Annotated in this window: 3 protein-coding genes; 1 reads left to right on the forward strand and 2 read right to left on the reverse strand. The window is 70.5% G+C overall.

Going from position 1 to position 3,121, the window contains the following annotated elements:
• A partial coding sequence (locus WA805_RS08005; RefSeq protein WP_425242015.1) for a DMT family transporter occupies positions 1 to 1,383 on the reverse strand: 1,383 nt, incomplete at its 3' end.
• A gap of 94 nt (positions 1,384 to 1,477) precedes the next feature.
• Between WA805_RS08005 and WA805_RS08010 the strand changes: the two genes are divergently transcribed.
• The gene (locus tag WA805_RS08010) at positions 1,478 to 1,993 is read left to right on the forward strand and encodes an Lrp/AsnC family transcriptional regulator (RefSeq protein WP_422338619.1); all 516 of its coding nucleotides are present in this window, start codon (positions 1,478 to 1,480) and stop codon (positions 1,991 to 1,993) included.
• A gap of 146 nt (positions 1,994 to 2,139) precedes the next feature.
• On the opposite strand, the gene WA805_RS08015 is transcribed toward WA805_RS08010, so the two are convergent.
• A complete protein-coding gene (locus WA805_RS08015; protein ID WP_422279023.1) occupies positions 2,140 to 2,799 on the reverse strand; it encodes a VIT1/CCC1 transporter family protein in 660 nt (219 codons plus the stop codon).
• Between the last annotated feature and the right edge of the window lie 322 nt (positions 2,800 to 3,121).

Consider the following 3,121-nt stretch of genomic DNA (forward strand, 5'->3'; position numbering starts at 1 on the left):
CCCCACGCCACCTCGTCGCCGATCGTCCACGGGTTTTCCTCCGTGGCCCGCCACGCCGGCACGGGAACGCCGGCCAGCGCGGCGTGCAGCGCCCGGCTCACCGTGACCATGGCCGGCCAGCGCGGCGAAACGCCGGACCAGTCCGCCGCGGTGCCGGGCACCCACTGGTAGGCCGTCCATCCCGGCGCCACCCAGTCCCCGGTCAGCGCCCGCACCGGACGCGGTACCCGGAAGCCAGGACCGGTCAGCGCATCGTAGACCTCGGCGAACCACCGGCCCGCTCGCAGCGAATCGGCGGGCTTGAGTACCACGTGCCCCGCCCGCCAGGCAGTTCCCTGCCCTCCCGACAGCCGCGTCGGTACCGTATCGGCCAGCCCGAACGCGGCAAGCACCTCCTCGGGCACGCTGTCCAAGCGCCCAGCACCGGTCACGCAGGCGACGATAACGACCACCCGGCCGCGCGGCCAACAGGTTTACCGTCCCCGGAACAGACGGCCCGAGCGGCGCTTCAATCAGCCGGCTCCGCATCCTGACCGCCCGGGGGCTGATGATCAGCGGCAGGCTGCTCAGCCCGATGCCGGCCACGATGGCCGCGCCGCCGGCGGCCTGCGGGACGCCAACTGGGTCGCCGAACGCTACCGCGCCCGCGATGGCGCCGACCAGCGGCTCGAGGTTGAGGAACGCGCCGGCGACCTCGGCGGAGACCTTGCTCTGCCCGAATGCGAACAGGGTGAACGGCAGCAGCGTGCCGCCCGCGGCCAGCGCGACGACCACCAGCACCGGGCCAGCGCCATGCGGGACGGGCGGTGCGCCCTCGGTGAGGGCAGCGACCGGCAGCGCGCCAAGCGCGGCGCCGAGGAACTGCACGGCGGTGACCGCGACCGGGTCGCGGCCGGTCAGCAGACGGCCCTGGGCCACGGTGACGGTGGCCGACACGACGAGTGACGCCAGGACCAGGCCATCCCCGGCTAGCGTCGTCCCGCCGCCCCCGCTGCCCGCGGTGATCAGGCCTATGCCGCCAAGCGACACGGTGAAGCCGAACCAGGCCAACGGCCGGGCCACGGTGTGGTGCCACACCGCCGCGATGATCGCGACGAGCATCGGCACGGCCCCGATCAGCAGTGCCGCGTGAGTAACGCTGGTCCGGCTGATCCCGGCGTTCTGCAGCATGACCGAACCGCCGTAGCCGAGCGCGCCCGCGGCCAGCACCGCGGGAGTGAACGCGCGGCGCAGCCCCCGCCGGCGGGCCGCGACCAGCAGGACCGCGGCGGCCAGGCCGAAACGGACCGCCGTGAGCCACCCCGGCGACAGCCACTGCAGGGCCAGCTTGGACAGCGGCACGGTGGTGCCCCACAGCAGCCCGGCCGCAATGAGGGCTGCCACGGCGTGACGGCGGTTAATGTTCATACGCCCATGATCGCCTTTAGGCATACAGTGTTCGTTACTAGCGGCCTACAGCGATATAATATTTTGTATTATGGCTATTGAACTTGACGATGTTGACATCCAGCTGCTCACCGCGCTGCAAGAGGACGCCGACCGGACCAACGTCGAGCTCGCCCGGCTAGCGGGCCTGTCGCCGGCCGCCACGTTGCACCGAGTCCGGCGGCTGAAGGAGTCAGGCGTCATCCGGATCATCAGCGCCCAGCTCGATCCGGTCGCGGCCGGCTTCCCGCTGCAGGTGTACATCACGGCCGCCCTGGCGCGTCACGACCCGCGGTCCAGCCGCGCGTTCGACAACCAGATCCGTGCCCTGCCGCAGATCATCGCGGCCGACAACGTGGCGGGCGAGACCGACTATCTCCTCACCGTCGTCGCCCGCGACGTCGCCGATCTGCAGACCGTGCTGGCTGGCCTGGCCGCCCGCGGCGGCTCGCGGCTGGTCACCTACCTGCGGCTGGCCGAGGTCAAGCCCCCGTCCCGGCTGCCGCTGGCGCCATCGGCCCCCGCCCGCCGGCAGCCTCGCAACCGGGGCCTCGGAGAGACTTCATGACCGCCGATCCGGCCGAGACACTGCGTGACGCCCAGCAGTGCCTGGCCGCGCGGGTCACGCAGAGGCAGCTCGTACTCGCCGAGGCGGGAAAGTGATTTTTATTCGGAACGGGCCCGTGGTGACTCTCCGCCGCCATCATTCCTCTGTCACGGATGGAAAAGGTCTCCGGCGAGATAGGTAATCAGCATCGCCAGGCCGCCGATGCTCGCCGTGCGGACAATCGGCAACAGGGGCCGGACGTGCGCAATCCGCGCGGAAACCCATCCCGTCAGCGCCAGCGCCGCCAGCACGACCACAAAGGTCACGAACGCTCTGGTGGGTCCGGGGATCAGCACGATCGCCAGCCAGGGCAGCAAGGCCCCTGCCGCGAAGGCGCCGCTCACCGCGAGCGCCTCACGGAGCGGATCGATGCGAGAGGCCGCCGTGATGCCGTACTCCGCCTCGGCGTGGGCCGCCAGCGCATCGTGGGCCGTCAACTCGACCGCGACGCGCCGGGCTAGGTCGGGGGAAAGGCCACGCGACACGTAGAGACCAGTGAGCTCATCGAGCTCGGCGTCAGGCGTTGTCTCGAGCCGCACTCGTTCGGCGGCAAGCTCACCCGCCTGCTGGTCGTACTCCGCGCGCAGCTTGGAGTATTCAACGGCACCCATGGCCAGCGTCCCGGCCACGAGCCCGGCGAACCCGGCGAAAAACAGCACGCGTGAGCCAACGCCGGCGCCGGCGAACCCTTCGCAGATCCCGGCTGATGTCAGGATGCCGTCGCTGGCCTCCGGGATGTGCGGATTTATCCACCCGAAGACCCTCATAGCCGCCCTCAGCCGTACCGCCTCTTCTTAAGAACTTGCTTACCCAGATCCGGCCTGGCGGGATCCTGTTCCAGTCGTGAGACGATGCATGCGCGAAAGGCTACAACCACCCTCGACCCGACCTTCCGCCGCCGGCGTAAGCTCGTGTAATGAGCGAACCGGCGGTTGCGGCCGTATCACAGCGGGCTGGGCTGTCCGGGGTAGCCTCGGAGCCGGCCCGGCGCTGGTGGATTCTCGGCGTGGTCGGGCTGGCGCAGCTGATGGTGGTGCTGGATGCCACGATCGTGAACATCGCGCTGCCCTCCGCCCAGCGTGACCTGGG

This window comes from Trebonia sp. (assembly GCF_049794275.1).
GTDB lineage: Bacteria > Actinomycetota > Actinomycetes > Streptosporangiales > Streptosporangiaceae > Trebonia.